The sequence below is a fragment of the Rhizobium pisi genome, from assembly GCF_003938655.1.
In the GTDB taxonomy this organism is placed as follows: domain Bacteria; phylum Pseudomonadota; class Alphaproteobacteria; order Rhizobiales; family Rhizobiaceae; genus Rhizobium; species Rhizobium pisi.
In genome coordinates this window covers 131,075-145,374 of record NZ_RJJT01000014.1, presented here as the reverse complement: position 1 = coordinate 145,374, position 14,300 = coordinate 131,075, and the positions used below count along the sequence as shown (strand labels likewise).

16 protein-coding genes and 1 pseudogene are annotated in these 14,300 nt (G+C 61.2%); 4 read left to right on the top strand and 13 right to left on the bottom strand.

Features of this window, described 5'->3' with window-relative positions; translation table 11 throughout:
* Positions 1 to 13 precede the first annotated feature (13 nt).
* The 6 genes and pseudogenes from EFD55_RS20740 to EFD55_RS20715 all read right to left on the bottom strand — a co-directional run bounded on the left by EFD55_RS20740 (position 14) and on the right by EFD55_RS20715 (position 4,434).
* The gene (locus tag EFD55_RS20740; protein WP_125846911.1) at positions 14 to 550 is read right to left on the bottom strand and encodes a MerR family transcriptional regulator; all 537 of its coding nucleotides are present in this window, start codon (positions 548 to 550) and stop codon (positions 14 to 16) included.
* Between the two features lie 149 nt (positions 551 to 699).
* Entirely contained in the window at positions 700 to 1,038 is a 339-nt protein-coding gene (locus EFD55_RS20735; RefSeq protein ID WP_125846910.1) for an integration host factor subunit alpha, read from the bottom strand.
* 105 nt (positions 1,039 to 1,143) lie between these two features.
* A complete protein-coding gene (locus EFD55_RS20730; RefSeq protein WP_125846909.1) occupies positions 1,144 to 2,115 on the bottom strand; it encodes a beta-ketoacyl-ACP synthase III in 972 nt (323 codons plus the stop codon).
* A gap of 19 nt (positions 2,116 to 2,134) precedes the next feature.
* Positions 2,135 to 3,181 (bottom strand): phosphate acyltransferase PlsX, encoded by a 1,047-nt coding sequence (gene plsX / locus EFD55_RS20725; protein WP_125846908.1) that lies wholly within the window; start codon positions 3,179 to 3,181, stop codon positions 2,135 to 2,137.
* 97 nt (positions 3,182 to 3,278) lie between these two features.
* Complete coding sequence (locus tag EFD55_RS20720) at positions 3,279 to 3,833, bottom strand: YceD family protein (RefSeq protein ID WP_125846907.1); 555 nt, start codon at positions 3,831 to 3,833, stop codon at positions 3,279 to 3,281.
* An 11-nt stretch (positions 3,834 to 3,844) separates the two neighbouring features.
* Positions 3,845 to 4,434 (bottom strand): annotated as a pseudogene (locus tag EFD55_RS20715) (ubiquinol-cytochrome C chaperone family protein).
* Between the two features lie 187 nt (positions 4,435 to 4,621).
* Here EFD55_RS20715 and EFD55_RS20710 point away from each other — a divergent pair.
* Complete coding sequence (locus tag EFD55_RS20710; RefSeq protein ID WP_125846905.1) at positions 4,622 to 5,155, top strand: outer membrane protein assembly factor BamE; 534 nt, start codon at positions 4,622 to 4,624, stop codon at positions 5,153 to 5,155.
* An 87-nt stretch (positions 5,156 to 5,242) separates the two neighbouring features.
* Here the strand turns inward: EFD55_RS20710 and EFD55_RS20705 are convergent, their stop codons facing one another.
* From EFD55_RS20705 to ribH, 3 genes are all read right to left on the bottom strand, one after another.
* Positions 5,243 to 7,381 (bottom strand): sodium-translocating pyrophosphatase, encoded by a 2,139-nt coding sequence (locus EFD55_RS20705; protein ID WP_125846904.1) that lies wholly within the window; start codon positions 7,379 to 7,381, stop codon positions 5,243 to 5,245.
* Between the two features lie 196 nt (positions 7,382 to 7,577).
* A complete protein-coding gene (nusB, locus tag EFD55_RS20700) occupies positions 7,578 to 8,060 on the bottom strand; it encodes a transcription antitermination factor NusB (protein WP_125846903.1) in 483 nt (160 codons plus the stop codon).
* Between the two features lie 3 nt (positions 8,061 to 8,063).
* The gene (gene ribH, locus EFD55_RS20695) at positions 8,064 to 8,519 is read right to left on the bottom strand and encodes a 6,7-dimethyl-8-ribityllumazine synthase (RefSeq protein WP_125846902.1); all 456 of its coding nucleotides are present in this window, start codon (positions 8,517 to 8,519) and stop codon (positions 8,064 to 8,066) included.
* Positions 8,520 to 8,865: 346 nt separating this feature from the next.
* On the opposite strand from ribH, the gene EFD55_RS20690 reads away from it, so the two are divergent.
* The 3 genes from EFD55_RS20690 (at position 8,866) to EFD55_RS20680 (ending at position 10,408) form a co-directional block, all read left to right on the top strand.
* On the top strand, positions 8,866 to 9,225 hold the full coding sequence (locus tag EFD55_RS20690; RefSeq protein ID WP_125846901.1) for a hypothetical protein: 360 nt from the start codon (positions 8,866 to 8,868) through the stop codon (positions 9,223 to 9,225).
* A 137-nt stretch (positions 9,226 to 9,362) separates the two neighbouring features.
* Positions 9,363 to 9,866 carry a cupin domain-containing protein gene (locus tag EFD55_RS20685; RefSeq protein WP_125846900.1) on the top strand — a complete coding sequence of 168 codons (504 nt, stop codon included), beginning with the start codon at positions 9,363 to 9,365 and terminating at the stop codon, positions 9,864 to 9,866.
* 26 nt (positions 9,867 to 9,892) lie between these two features.
* Positions 9,893 to 10,408, top strand: coding sequence for a GNAT family N-acetyltransferase (locus EFD55_RS20680; protein WP_125846899.1), 516 nt, complete (start codon positions 9,893 to 9,895; stop codon positions 10,406 to 10,408).
* Here EFD55_RS20680 and EFD55_RS20675 read toward each other — a convergent pair.
* The 4 genes from EFD55_RS20675 to glyA are packed head-to-tail and all read right to left on the bottom strand — an operon-like array spanning position 10,389 to position 14,106.
* The gene (locus tag EFD55_RS20675; protein ID WP_125846898.1) at positions 10,389 to 11,009 is read right to left on the bottom strand and encodes a riboflavin synthase; all 621 of its coding nucleotides are present in this window, start codon (positions 11,007 to 11,009) and stop codon (positions 10,389 to 10,391) included. The genes EFD55_RS20680 and EFD55_RS20675 overlap by 20 nt on opposite strands.
* Positions 11,009 to 12,319, bottom strand: a complete 1,311-nt coding sequence (gene ribD, locus EFD55_RS20670; RefSeq protein ID WP_125846897.1) for a bifunctional diaminohydroxyphosphoribosylaminopyrimidine deaminase/5-amino-6-(5-phosphoribosylamino)uracil reductase RibD — start codon at positions 12,317 to 12,319, stop codon at positions 11,009 to 11,011. Before ribD ends, EFD55_RS20675 begins: the two co-directional genes overlap by 1 nt.
* 2 nt (positions 12,320 to 12,321) lie before the next feature.
* Entirely contained in the window at positions 12,322 to 12,798 is a 477-nt protein-coding gene (gene nrdR, locus EFD55_RS20665; protein ID WP_125846896.1) for a transcriptional regulator NrdR, read from the bottom strand.
* Positions 12,799 to 12,807: 9 nt separating this feature from the next.
* On the bottom strand, positions 12,808 to 14,106 hold the full coding sequence (gene glyA / locus EFD55_RS20660) for a serine hydroxymethyltransferase (protein ID WP_125846895.1): 1,299 nt from the start codon (positions 14,104 to 14,106) through the stop codon (positions 12,808 to 12,810).
* Positions 14,107 to 14,300 lie beyond the last annotated feature (194 nt).

Below are 14,300 nucleotides of genomic sequence, written 5' to 3'. Positions count from 1 at the left end.
CCTGCCTGTCGGCTCAGCGAACCTGGTCGAGCAGGCGCTTGCACTCCAGGAGATCGTAGAGCGCCTCCTGCAGCAACGCCCTGTCTTCCTTGCCGACGCTCGACTTGCCGATCGAGACCTCCGGCTGGTCGTCGTCTCCGGCGACGAAATTGAAGAATCGGCGGGTGATCGGCGGTTTGGCGCGGCCGACGATCTGGTCTTCTTCGGCCATGCCGACGCGCGGTTCGCCCGCGTCCTGTACGCCCGCCGCGAGAGCCTCGACGCTGGCGAGATCGCCGTGGCCGACCGATATGACGAATTTGTTGCCGTTGGTTTTCAGGAGCTTCTGCACGCCCTTGATCGTATAGCCGTGATCATAGAGCAAATGCCGGATGCCCTTGAGGAGATCCACATCCTCCGGCCGATAATAACGACGACCACCGCCTCGCTTCATCGGCTTTATCTGTGGAAAGCGCGTCTCCCAAAAGCGCAGCACATGCTGCGGCAGATCAAGATCGTCTGCGACTTCGCTGATGGTGCGAAAGGCATCGGGGCTCTTGTCCAACGTCATACTGCTACGCGACCTCGCGGCTCGATCCAACGGCGACTCATCATATTTCAACGGTTTGGCGCCGACAATTCAAGTCATGTCTCGACGTTGCGCACAACGATGGACAGTACGAGAGGAAAAAACTGCCGTTCCGAAAGGGAAAGCCGGGATCAAGAAGCCGGATTCTGCGGCTTCAGCTTGATCTTGCGCGAGACGTGCGCCTTGAGGATGCGCGTCTTCAGCACATTCGACGCCTTGAAGGTCATGACCCGGCGGGGAGAAATCGGAACTTCCTCGCCGGTCTTCGGGTTGCGGCCGATTCGCTCGTTCTTGTCGCGCACCTGGAAGGTCGCGAAGGAAGAAAGCTTGACGGTTTCGCCCCGCACGATGGCGTTACAGATTTCATCAATGACGGTTTCGACCAACTCGGCGGATTCGGTCCGGGAAAGCCCGACCTTTCGGAAAACGGATTCCGCCAGGTCTGCTCGCGTCACTGTTTTTCCGGTCATGGTTTCCCCGCCCATTACAAATATTTTGTGAAAGCGGACGAAGAGTATTTGTCTTGCGCCTCACGGTCAAGCTCTTGTTCGCCGCCAGTTTTTTAGGATTCGTGCTTACCAGCGCAGCAGAACGGCGCCCCAGGTGAAGCCACCACCCATCGCCTCGAGCATCACCAGGTCGCCCTTCTTGATGCGGCCGTCGCCGGCAGCGGTCGCAAGTGCGAGCGGGATCGAGGCAGCCGACGTATTGCCGTGTAGGTCGACTGTTATGACGATCTTCTCCGCATCGATGTTCAGCTTCTTCGCCGAACCGTCGATGATGCGCCGGTTGGCCTGGTGCGGCACCAACCAGTCAAGGTCTTCGGCCGTGGTGCCGGTCGAATCAAAAGCAGCCTGGATAACATCGGTGATCATGCCGACGGCATATTTGAAGACCTCGCGGCCTTCCATGCGCAGTTTACCAACAGTGCCGGTCGAAGAGGGCCCGCCATCGACATAAAGCTTGTCCTTGTGGGAACCGTCAGAACGCAGGTGCGCGGTCAGGACGCCGCGATCGGCTGACGTGCCCTCGCCTTCGGCCGCTTCTAGCACGATCGCGCCGGCGCCATCGCCAAAAAGAACGCAGGTGGTGCGGTCGTTCCAGTCGAGGATGCGCGAAAAGGTTTCGGCGCCGATGACGAGAACGCGCTTTGCAAGCCCGCCGCGAATATAGGCATCCGCCGTCGTGACCGCATAGACGAAACCGGTACAGACGGCCTGAACGTCGAAGGCGAAGCCGTGGCTCATGCCGAGGCGGTTCTGGATATTGACCGAGGTCGCCGGAAACGTGTTGTCGGGCGTCGAGGTGGCACAGATGACGAGGTCGATATCGGCGGGCGTCAGGCCGCCATTGGCAAGGGCTGCGCGCGCCGCCGCCTCGCCGAGCGAGGCCGTCGTCTCGTCATCGCCGGCGATGTAACGCTGGCGAATGCCGGTGCGCTGGACGATCCAATCGTCCGACGTATCGACGATGGCCTCCATGTCGCGATTGGTCATCACGCGCTTCGGAAGTGCGGCTCCGAACCCGCGAACCACTGAACGGATCATATTGCTTGAACCCTGTCGCTCATGCAGCTTCCGGACCCATGGGGGGCAGCCGCTTGGCATGATATTTCTTAAGATCGTTTTCTATTTTCTGATTGAGGCCGTTCTTGGCCATGTCATAGCCGACTTCAATGGCCGCAGCGATGCCTTCGGCATTGGCCCCGCCATGGCTCTTGATGACGATGCCGTTCAGGCCGAGAAACACGCCGCCATTGACCTTGCTCGGATCGAGCTTCTCGCGAAGCATGTCGAACGCGCTCTTGGCAAAGAGGTAGCCGATGCGGGCGAGCAGCGTGCGCGACATGGCGGCACGCAGATATTCGGCGATCTGCTTGGCGGTGCCTTCGGCGGTCTTGAGCGCGATATTGCCGGAGAATCCTTCGGTGACAACAACGTCGACGGTGCCCTTGCCAAGGTCGTTGCCCTCGACGAAGCCGGAATATTCGAGCGAATCGATGTTCGCCTCGCGCAGCAGCCGGCCTGCCTCCTTGACCTCCTCCTGGCCCTTCACCTCTTCGACGCCGACGTTCAGAAGACCAATCGTCGGCCGTTCAATCTCGAAAAGCGCGCGCGCCATGGCGCCGCCCATCAGGGCGAAATCCATAAGCTGCTGCGCATCGGCTCCGATCGTCGCGCCGACGTCGAGTACGATGCTCTCACCTTTCAGCGTCGGCCAGATCGCGGCGATCGCCGGACGCTCGATATTGGCCATGGTGCGCAGACAGAACTTCGCCATCGCCATCAGGGCACCGGTATTGCCGGCCGACACCGCGACGTCGGCATCACCTGTCTTCACCGCCTCGATCGAACGCCACATGGTGGAGATATAGCGGCCACGGCGCAGTGCCTGGCTCGGCTTCTCATCCATACTCACGGCGAGCTCGCAATCGTGGAAAACCGACTTTTCCCTCAATTTCGGAAAGCGAGCGAGAACCGGGTCGCATTGCTCTTTGATGCCGTAGAAAACGAAGGAAATATCCGGATGCCGATCCAACGCCTTGGCGGCACCGGGGATGACAACCTGGGGACCAAAGTCGCCACCCATGAGGTCGATAGATATTCTGATCACGCGTCCCTGATCCTTCTTTTCGCCGAGGGCGAAATTTCGGCCAAAATACCGGTTTTGGCGTCGCTTACAACTGAATAGTATCAAATGCCAGCGAAGCTTAATCCTTTTTCCAGTCCTTGAGGGCAGCGAAAGCGGAGGGCTTTTTATCGTTCTCGCCGCTATCCTCGATATGGCCGGCGAATGCGATGCCTTCCTTGCGCGGATAGGGGTCGATCGCAAGGGCGGCGAATTCCGCAACCACCTCTCCGGCGTCGATCGTGTCACCCACGAAGGTCTCGGGCAGATCGGGACCGTCGGGATCAAGCAGCATCTCGCCGGCGTCGTTGCCCGGCTGGCGGGCGAGCTTGGAACCCTCGGGCACGAAAATCTGTTCGAAACTCTCGTCGATCGCGGCTTCGACCGGCTCCAGCGTCACGACGCAGGACTGGACGATCTTCGCCTGCACGCGACCCTTGACGCGAACGCCGTCGCGCTTCCAGCGGCCGATCTGTAGGTCGGCGCGCAGACCGTCGACGGAGACGACGCTCCAGGCCTCGGCAAGCGCCTTCAATTCGCTGTCGTCGGCCTCGATATGGACCTCGACAGGATTGGCCGAGATATGGCCGACCTTGACTTGATAGGAGAAGGGAACATCGTCCCGATCGTGCTTCATTGCATCCTCCTTCAGGCAACAGGCGGGAGCGTTGCCGAACCGGTGGCAATCACCTCTTCCGGAACAGCCGAGAGATGGGATTCCGCAGCCACCATCCAACCGGCGAGGCCGGACATATCGGCCGGCGTCGCGGTTTCGGGGTAAATATTGCGCTCAAGGGCAAGAGCAAGCGCCTCGGCGTCGCCCGCGTCCATCGCCTTCGAATAGGCTTCGAGCCGGCCGTAAAACATGCCGGCGAGCTTTTTCATGCGCTTCGGCACACTGTTGTCGCCGATGCCGAGCTCGCGAATCGAATAGTCAATATCCTGGAAGAAGGCGTCGACGATCTCCTGGGCGATCTCCTGGCCGCTTACGGCGGAGGCGCGTGTGCGGCGAAAAAACAGAATCATGGCGATCGACAGCATCTCGAAACGACCCATGACCGTGTCCGGCACATTCAACCGCTCATAGAGATCAGGCACGCGCGCGGCGGCCGTCAGCGCGGCATATTGCCTGTCGACGATCGCCTGATTGTTGTTTTTCTTGCGAAACAGCCCGAAGATCATGTTTTTTCCGGAAATGCCTCATTCTTCGCGCCGGCTGGCGTCCGGCCTTGTTGCATGATTTCGAAAGCTGGTTTACCGAAGCAGGCGCGAATTGCAATGCTGATCGTGACCAGTTTCGGGACGGCGCTCTCAAGACGCCGGCGAAGCGAATTCGGTACACCCGACTCGGAATGGCCACAATGGTTTTGCAGGAGGAAAGCGTGTAAGGCCCCAAACGGCTGCTATCGACACTCAAGGGAGTAGATGTCGTTGAAGAAACGGTATTTCAAGTCTGACATGAAATTCTTCAGCAGCGCGGCCATTGCCTTCATAATCGCCTCCACATCAGTTCTTTCGGGCTGCCAGACGAGCACGGTGCTCAACGGTGGCTATATCGTCGACCAGCAGTCGCTGAACTTGGTTCCGGAAGGGTCCAGCCGCGAGCAGGTGCTGCTGTCGCTCGGCACGCCGTCGACGACGGCGACTTTCGACGGCGAAGTCTTCTATTATATCTCACAGCGGCGCACACGCGCCGTCGCCTTCCAGAAACTGAAGGTCGTCGACCAGAGCATTCTGGCCGTCTATTTCGACAAGGACGGCGTCGTCAACCGCCGTGCCAACTATACGCTGCAGGACGGCAAGGTGTTCGACACGATCTCGCGCGTCACGCCGACCGGCGGCAAAGAACTCACCTTCTTGCAGCAGATGCTCTCCGGCGGCAGCGCCGCGAGCGCTGCCCGCAGCCTGTTCGGCGGTGGCGCCGGCGGCACGCCGCAGAATCCGAGCAGCCTGCGCTGATCGGAAATGTCTTCAACGAAAAACCCGCCGGATCGCGCCGGCGGGTTTTTTAATGGTCGCGGTACCGCAGCGCCTGGGTGGAACGGATCAACCAGCGAGAACGGCGAGCAACAGCAGCGCCACGATATTGGTGATCTTGATCGCCGGATTGACGGCGGGGCCGGCGGTATCCTTGTAGGGATCGCCGACCGTATCGCCGGTGACGGAGGCCTTGTGCGCATCCGAGCCCTTCATGTGACGCACGCCGTCCTTGTCGACGAAACCGTCCTCGAAGCTCTTCTTGGCATTATCCCAGGCGCCGCCACCCGATGTCATCGAAATGGCGACGAAGAGGCCGTTGATGATGACGCCGAGCAGTGATGCGCCGAGGGCGGCGAAGGCCGAGGCCTTGGAACCGGAGATCAGCAGCACGCCGAAATAGACAACGATCGGCGCCAGTACCGGTAGCAGCGACGGGATGATCATCTCGCGGATGGCGGCCCTGGTCAGAAGGTCGACGGCCTTGCCGTAGTCCGGCTTCTCCGTGCCCAGCATGATGCCCGGCTTCGCCTTGAACTGACGGCGGACTTCCTCGACGATCGCGCCAGCCGCACGGCCGACGGCGGTCATTGCAATGCCGCCGAATAGGTAGGGGATGAGACCTCCGAAGATCAATCCCGCCACCACGTAGGGGTTGGAAAGATCGAAGGAAATTTCGCCGATGCCGGCAAAATAAGGGAACTTGTCGCCATTCGCCGCAAAATACTTGAGGTCGTAGGAGTAGGCGGCAAAGAGAACCAGTGCGCCGAGACCAGCGGAACCGATGGCGTAGCCCTTGGTGACGGCCTTGGTCGTATTGCCGACTGCGTCGAGCGCATCGGTGGATTTGCGTACCTCCGGCGGCAGATGCGACATTTCGGCGATACCGCCCGCATTGTCCGTCACCGGTCCGAAAGCGTCGAGCGCGACGATCATCCCGGCTATGCCCAACATCGCCGTGACCGCAATGCCGGTGCCAAACAAGCCGCCGAGCTGGTAGGTGGCGAGAATGCCGCCAACGATGACGATCGCCGGCAATGCCGTCGATTCCAGCGACACGGCGAGGCCCTGGATGACATTGGTGCCGTGACCGGTGACCGAAGCCTGGGCGATCGAGACGACCGGGCGCTTGCCCGTGCCGGTATAATATTCGGTGATCACCACGATCAGCGCAGTGACGACGAGGCCGATGACGCCGCAGAAGAAGAGGTGCGCGCCCGAGATATCGACGCCACCGACGGAGCCGATCGATCCCCAGCCGATCGTGAGCGAGGTGGCAGCACCGAGGCCGACGATCGACAACAGGCCGGTGACGATGAGGCCCTTGTAGAGGGCACCCATGATCGAGCCGTTCGAGCCGAGTTTGACGAAGAAGGTCCCGATGATCGAGGTGATGATGCAGGCGCCGCAGATTGCCAGCGGATAAACCATGGCAGACTGGAGGATCGGCGCCCCGGCGAAGAAGATCGCGGCGAGAACCATGGTGGCGACGACCGAGACCGCATAGGTCTCGAAAAGATCCGCTGCCATACCGGCGCAGTCGCCGACATTGTCGCCGACGTTGTCGGCAATCGTTGCCGGATTGCGCGGATCGTCTTCGGGAATGCCGGCTTCCACCTTGCCGACGAGATCGCCGCCGACATCGGCGCCCTTGGTGAAGATGCCGCCGCCGAGACGGGCGAAGATCGAGATCAGCGAAGCGCCGAAGCCGAGCGCCACCAGCGCATCAATGACTTCGCGCGAGCCGGTCTCATGCCCGAGCCCGACGGTCAAAACTGTGTAGTAGATGGAGACGCCGAGCAGCGCGAGGCCAGCCACCAGCATGCCGGTGATGGCGCCTGACTTGAAGGCGATGTCGAGGCCGGCTGAAAGGCTAGCGGAAGCCGCCTGGGCGGTGCGCACGTTGGCACGGACGGAGACGTGCATGCCGATGAAACCGGCAGCGCCTGATAGTACGGCGCCGATCAGGAAACCGACGGCGGCCGTGGCGGAAAGAAGCAGCCAGGCCGCGATGAAAACAACGACGCCAACAATGGCAATGGTTTTGTACTGGCGGGTCAGATAGGCCTGAGCGCCTTCGCGGATATAACCCGCGATCTCCTGCATGCGGCTGTTGCCCTGATCGGCTGCAAGCACCGACCGGGTCGCCCAGGCGGCATAGACCACCGAGAGCAGACCGCATGCGATTACGCATAAAAGGATCGTCATTTCGCTCTTTCCTCCCATAGGCCGGAGCTCACTCCTTCTCCGGCAGAAACGCCGCCGAATCGCCTTCCTCTCCACAGAAACGCCACACTCAGCGGTGCGGAGATTGCGTGGTCGATCACGTGGCGTCAAGACCGCAACGGGCGAAAACCGTTGCAGTGCGAAGAAAGAGACAGGAGGTTGTTTGGCGGCTAAAGAGCTACTTCTTCGTCTCGCCGCGGACCTGCTTTGCGATGCGGTCGAGCACGGCGTTGACGAGTTTCGGCTCGTCGTCGTCGAAGAAGGCCTGGGCGATCTCGACATATTCGGTGACGATGACCGCCACCGGAACGTCCTTGCGGTCGGTAAGTTCGAAGACGCCGGCGCGCAGGATGGCGCGTACGGTGCTGTCGAGGCGCGACAACGCCCAATCGTCCTGCAGCGCTGAGGCGATCAGCGGATCGAGGCGGACCTGATCGCGCACGACACCGGCGACGATGGACCGGAACCAGGCGGCATCGGCCTTCAGATAGGTCGCGCCGTCGAGTTCCTGCCCGAGGCGGTGAGCCTCGTATTCGGCCACGATTTCCAGAACGCCGGTGCCGCCGATATCCATCTGATAAAGCGCCTGGACCGCAGCAAGGCGGGCAGCGCCCCGCTGGTTCGCAGTCTTGACCGGCCGATCCGTCTTGTCGTCGTTCATTCGTTATGCACCCAGTTTCTGCTTCAGCCCGATCATCGTCAGAGCTGCGCGAGCGGCAAATCCGCCCTTGTCCTTGTCCGAGCGGCGTGCGCGCGCCCAGGCCTGTTCGTCGTTTTCCACGGTCAGGATGCCGTTGCCGATGGCAAGGGACTCGCTGACCGCGAGATCCATCAAAGCGCGCGAGGATTCGTTCGATACGATATCGAAGTGATAGGTCTCGCCGCGGATGACCATGCCGAGGGCGACATAGCCGTCATAATGCGTGCCGCCATTGTCGTCTCCATCGAGCGACATGGCAATCGCAGCCGGAATTTCCAGCGCACCGGGAACGGTAATGACTTCGTAGGTGGCGCCGGCTTGATCAAGCGCAAAGGTCGCGCCTTCGAGCAGGGCGTCGGCCATGTCGTCGTAGAAGCGGGCCTCAACGATCAAAATATGGGGAGCGGTCTCTCTTGGCATGGTTCACCTTCGGTTGGTGGGGCATTTTCCACTCGGCAGGCCGCGGTCAAAACACGCCTTCGTGCGAATGGCAAGCAATTTCGCCGGATGCCGCAACACGGAAAGAGGAAATATCCGCAAAGGGATAGCGGAGCGCGCCATGCACTGCCGGGCAAGCGCTCAGAACCGGCTTTGCCCGATGCCTTGAAAACGGCAATTCAAAGGCAGTTTTCATGAACAATTTTTAATTGATTTTCAGTGGCTTAAGCCATTGAATCGCGAAGGGCGTAGCGCCAATTCGATATGGTGACGCAGACGATCCCCTGCAACGACAGCTGACCGTCATAGCAGATGAAAGGATACAATCATGAACCGCGTTGTCACAATCACCGTCGCCGCAGCCCTCTCCTCCCTCGCATTCACAGGCGTCAGCCGGGCCGAAAGCCTGGGGATGAATACCGACCAGGGCATCGAGCAGACGCTCCGGACCTTCCAAGGCAATGATTTCAATGTCGAGCAGGTCTACAACTGGCGCAATCTCGACGACGAGACGACCGGCCCGCGCTCGGCGCCGCAGCGTTCCGGCCAGGCCATTCGCGGCATCCAGGCCTCGATCGACGCCAACAAGTCGCTTGCCCACCGGCTCAACAACGAAGGCGTCGATGTCCGCAATATCGTCAATGCCGAACAGGCGGCGGACGGAAGCCTGACTTTCTACGTCCGCTGACGGCTTCACCGAAAGTCACGGCGCGACGCTCCAAGCATGGGCGGCGGTCTCCTCTCCGCCCATGCGAGGTATCTTCCGGAAAGCCATTGATTTTTTCCCCGTGATGATAGTTTCTCCTCCTGCAACAGGAGAGCATCATGGCGACGGAAGCAAAAGCGGCGATCAATATCGCCGATCTCAAGCTCGACCACTGGAAACAGGGCGAGTTCTATGAAAGCGCCGACATCTCGTTCGGCGCGCTTTTGGGCCTCGCCGGCCTCGGCATCAGCTACAACGAGGTGCCGCCGGGCAAATCGAGCTGCCCCTTCCACAACCACCATGTCGAGGACGAGCTTTTTTACGTGATCTCGGGCGCCGGCGAATATCGCTTCGGAGACGAACGCCATGCGATCAAGCCGGGCGACGTGCTCGGCGCACCGGCCGGCGGACCGGAAACGGCGCATCAGATCATCAACACCGGCACAGCGACGCTTATCTATCTCGGCATTTCGACGATGGCGAAGACGGAGATCGTCGAATATCCCGACTCCGGAAAGTTTCTTGCCAAAACGAACAGGGACGGTGTGAAGCCCAGGCGCTTCCGCCATATTGGACGGCCGGAAAGCGATCTCGACTATTGGGACGGCGAGCCCGGCGTTTAATGGCTCGGTCTCCGAAGGTATCCGATATGACCGACATTCCAACACTTGAAACGGAGCGGCTGACGCTTCGCCCTCACCGCCTCGATGATTTTTCGGCGCATGCGGCGCTGTGGGCGGATGAGGACGTCGTTCGCTTCATCACCGGTGCGCCGTCGACACGCGAGCAGAGCTGGAGCCGCATGCTGCGCATTGCCGGCATGTGGCACCATATGGGCTTCGGCTTTCTCGCGATCGTGGAAAAGGACAGCGGCCAATTCATCGGCGAAGCGGGCTTCCTGGAAGCCCGACGCGAGATGGAGCCGTCGATCGAGGGGACGATGGAACTCGGCTGGGCGCTGATGCCCTCGGCGCATGGCCGCGGTTATGCCACCGAGGCGCTGACCGCCCTGATCGGCTGGGCGGAAGCGCATTTTCCGGGGAGGCCGATGACCTGCATCATCAGCCCTGAGAACCACCCCTCGCTCAGGGTCGCAGCCAAACTCGGCTTCCGCGAAACGGCGCGTACGGAATATAACGGCGCGATCATTCAGTTTTTGCGGTAGGAAATTCGGCGAGCCGGGCGGCATAACGCGCCATGGTATCGACTTCGAAATTGACGAAATCGCCGGCCTTGCGGTCGCCCCACGTGGTGACTTCGAGCGTATGGCGGATGAGCAGAACGTCGAAATCGGTGCCGTCGACGGCGTTGACGGTCAGCGAGGTGCCGTCGAGTGCTATCGAACCCTTGGGCGCTACAAACTTCGCCAGATGTTCCGGCGCACGCAGGCGATAGCGCGTAGCGTCGCCCTCCGATGTCACCGAGAGAATTTCTGCCTTGCCGTCGACATGGCCGGAAACGATGTGGCCGCCGAGCTCGTCGCCGACCTTCAGCGACCGTTCGAGATTGACGCGGCTGCCTTCCCGCCAGGTGCCGATCGTCGTCAGCCGCAGCGCCTCTTCCCAAGCCTCGACTTCGAACCAGCGGCCGTTGCTGCCGTCCTGCGGCAGGCCGGTTACTGTGAGGCAGATGCCGGAATGGGAAATGGACGCGCCCATATCGATGGTCACCGGGTCGTAATTCGTCGCAACGCGGAGCTTGATGCCCTCCTTGAGCTGCGAAACAGATTCGATCGTACCGATGTCAGTGACAATTCCGGTGAACATCAATTCTCTCTTTCATATTCGTCCAGGCGATCAGCGCCGAATACATACGTGCCCCGATGGGCAAAACCGGATGGTATGTCGGTTGTATCAAGCGGGGATTCAATACCTCCCTCGCCGATGACAATGGGCGATTGATAGAGCTGGATGCGATCCACGAGGCCGGCTTCGAGAAAGAGCCGCGCCGTCTTTGCGCCGCCCTCGACGAGAAGCGAGGAAATACCGCGTGTGGCGAGCGCCGGTAGCAGGACTTCAGGGTGATAGGGATTGCAGTAGACGATCTCGACGCCGGCGGCTTCGAGTGCAGTCCTACGAGATTCCATGTCGGCGGGTGAGGTACCCCCCTCTGCCCTGCCGGGCATCTCCCCCACAAGGGGGGAGATTGGCTGGGGGACAGCTCCCTGCTCTACATCTTCCGTTGCTGGTGATGACGAGTGAGCTTGGGAATTCGGAGCACGCCACTTGCCGATCTCCCCCCTTGTGGGGGAGATGTCCGGCAGGACAGAGGGGGGTAACCCCTCCGCATCCGCTGCCAAAGGCGATACTTCCTCGCAGGCGACAACAATGACCGGCACTTCCCGTGCCGTTTCGACCAACTTGCTCGTCAGCGGCAATGCAAGGAAGGGGTCAAGCACGATGCGGATCGGCGATTGGGCTTCGAGACCCGGCGTGCGTACCGTCAGCAACGGATCGTCCGCGATTGCGGTGCCGATGCCGACCAGGATGGCGTCCGTTTCGGCGCGTAGCGCTTGGACCTGGGCGCGGGCCTGCGGGCCTGTGATCGCCACCTGCCCTGCGCCCTCGCGGCCGATCATGCCGTCAGCCGAAACAGCAAGCTTGAGAGTCACATAAGGGCGGTTCTTCGTCTGGCGGGTGAGGTAGCCGGCGAGCGAGCGCCTGCCCTCTTCTTCCAGCACACCCGTCGTTACCTCGATGCCAGCGTCGCGCAGCATGGAAATGCCTCGGCCGGAAACCCTGATATCGGGATCGGTCACACTGATAACGACGCGGGAGACGCCGTAGGCAATCAAGGCCTCGGCGCAGGGCGGCGTCTTGCCGTGATGCGAACAGGGTTCGAGCGTGACATAGGCCGCGGCACCACGGGCGAGTTCACCGGCTTCGGCAAGCGCCTGGGGCTCGGCATGAGGGCGTCCGCCGAGTGCGGTCACGGCCCTGCCGACGATGACGCCATCGCGAACGATAACACAGCCAACGGATGGATTGGTGGCAGTCCGGCCCGTGTGCCATCGCGACAGACGGATCGCGGCGGCCATGAAGCGCTGGTCCTCAGGCTGAGCGATCCCCTCGCCCATGGTCATACGTCCAGCGGATCGCGGGCGATCTTGGCGTTGATTTCCGAAATGACTTTCTCGAAATCCTCGGCAAGGGAGAAATCCCGATAGACCGAGGCGTAGCGCACGAAGCCGACATCGTCGAGGCTCTTCATGGCTTCGAGCACCTGTAGGCCGATCTGCTCGGAGGAAATCTCGGTCTCGCCGGAGCTTTCAAGCCGGCGGACGATGCCGGAAACGGCACGCTCGATGCGGTCGCGCTCGACGGGGCGCTTGCGCAGCGCCACTTCGAACGAGCGCACCAGCTTGTCGCGATCGAAGGGCACCTTGCGGCCAGTCTTCTTGATGACCATCAGCTCGCGCAGTTGCACGCGCTCGAAGGTGGTGAAACGGCCGCCGCAATCCGGACAGATGCGCCGCCGGCGGATGGACGTATTGTCCTCCGCCGGACGCGAATCCTTAACCTGGGTGTCTTCCGAACCGCAATAGGGGCAGCGCATCCCTACTCCTTACCCCATGTAGCCATACATAGGGAAGCGGTCGGTCAGATTGACCACCTTGCCGCGCACGGCGGCTTCGACGGCGGCGTTGCCTTCATCGGAGTTGGCGACCTTCAGGCCGTCGAGAACCTCGACGATGAGATTGCCGATTTCGCGGAATTCCGCTTCCTTGAAGCCACGGGTCGTGCCTGCCGGTGCGCCCAAGCGCACGCCCGAGGTGACAAAGGGCTTTTCCGGGTCGAAGGGAATGCCGTTCTTGTTGCAGGTGACGTAGGCGCGGCCGAGAGCTGCCTCGGCGCGCTTGCCGGTGGCGTTCTTCTTGCGCAGGTCGACGAGCATCAGGTGGTTGTCGGTGCCGCCGGAGACAACGTCGAGGCCGCCAGCGATCAGCGTTTCGGCAAGCGCCCGGGCGTTCTTGACGACCTGAGCGGCGTAATCCTTGAACTCCGGCTGCAGCGCTTCGCCGAAGGCGACGGCCTTGGCGGCGATGATGTGCATCAGCGGACCGCCCTGCAGACCAGGGAAGACGGCCGAATTGAACTTCTTGGCCAGATCCTCGTCATTGGTGAGGATGACGCCGCCGCGCGGACCGCGCAGCGACTTGTGGGTCGTGGTCGTCGCGACATGGCAATGCGGGAACGGAGACGGATGCTGACCGCCAGCAACCAGGCCGGCGATATGAGCCATGTCGACCATCAGGTAAGCACCTACCGAGTCGGCGATCTCGCGGAAACGCTTCCAGTCCCAGATGCGGGAATAGGCGGTGCCGCCGGCGATGATCAGCTTCGGCTTGGTTTCCTTAGCCTTGCGCTCGACTTCGTCCATGTCGAGCAGGTTGTCGCCTTCGCGAACACCGTAGGAAACGACGTTGAACCACTTGCCGGACATGTTGACCGGCGAACCATGCGTGAGGTGGCCACCCGAATTGAGATCGAGACCCATGAAGGTGTCGCCGGGCTGCAGCAGCGCCAGGAACACGGCCTGGTTCATCTGCGAGCCGGAATTCGGCTGGACGTTGGCGAAATTGACGCCGAACAGCTTCTTGGCGCGCTCGATCGCCAGTTCCTCGGCGATATCGACGAACTGGCAGCCGCCGTAATAACGCTTGCCGGGGTAACCCTCGGCATATTTGTTGGTCATGATGGAGCCCTGGGCTTCCAACACGGCGCGGGAGACGATGTTCTCGGATGCGATCAGTTCGATCTCGTGCCGTTGGCGACCGAGTTCCTTTCCGATCGCGCCAAAGATTTCCGGATCGACGTCCGCAAGCGAGCGATTGAAGAAGGATTCGGTGGAAGCATTGGTCATGGGCGGGCTCCTCAACTGGAATGCGCTGACGTATTAGCCTTCCGCCGAAGCGAGAGCAATACGAAGAACGACATTTGCTGGGCAAAGCGCGCGCTCCGCTCTTTTTGCGGCCACGCTACGTCGATGCTTGGGGAACCCTGTTATGGAGCACACTCCCCGGCATAAAAAAACCGCGCCCGAGAGGCGCGGTTCAA